This is a genomic window from Vibrio sp. 1069, from assembly GCF_033340555.1.
The window spans coordinates 1-722 of sequence record NZ_JAWOWP010000338.1; the positions used below are offsets into that span (position 1 = coordinate 1).

Consider the following 722-nt stretch of genomic DNA (forward strand, 5'->3'; position numbering starts at 1 on the left):
AAAAGTACTGCATATTACCGAAGCCTTTGGTGGCGGTGTTCAAACCGCACTGTACAGCTATGTACATTCATCTCGACATGAACCGTATGAACACTTTTTGCTTGCTAGAGCGCGTCACAATGATTTAACCAAAGACAGCAATCACGATGTTTTTGCTCAAACGAAATGGGTGGAAGGTGGGCTTCTGCAGTTTGTGCGAGACGCCAATCAAACCATCAATGACATAAAACCCAATATTGTGCACTTGCACTCTAGCAAAGCCGGGTTTTTAGGTCGATTTTTGAAACTCAACCACGCCCGCTTGGTGTATACCCCGCACTGCTATGCGTTTGAACGAGAAGATATTTCAGGCTTCGCTCGCCAACTATACAGAGCTTTAGAAAAGGTGATGCTCAACAAAATTGACGTGGTGGCAGGCTGCAGTCAGCGCGAATGTGATTTAGCCATTAGCATTGGAGCAAAACGAGCGGAACTGCTGAACAACTACGTTTCTTATCAAAGTGCGACGCGTGTCGGCCGAGACCATCAAGCTGCATTGAACATTGTTGTTTTAGGGCGTGTCGCACCACAGAAAGACCCTCAATTTTTACTTAACACACTCCGTTGCTTGAATCGATTTGCGCTCAATCGCCAATTAGACATTACTTGGATTGGAGGAGGAGACAAAGAGCTAGAGCAAGCGTTAAGAGCCGAGGGCGTACAAGTAACGGGAATGCTTCCTC

General features: G+C 46.4%; 1 protein-coding gene. It reads left to right on the top strand.

Annotated features, from left to right (window positions below; translation table 11 throughout):
- Positions 1 to 722: glycosyltransferase (locus tag R7040_RS26380; RefSeq protein WP_318097565.1), on the top strand; the 722-nt coding region annotated here is incomplete at both ends.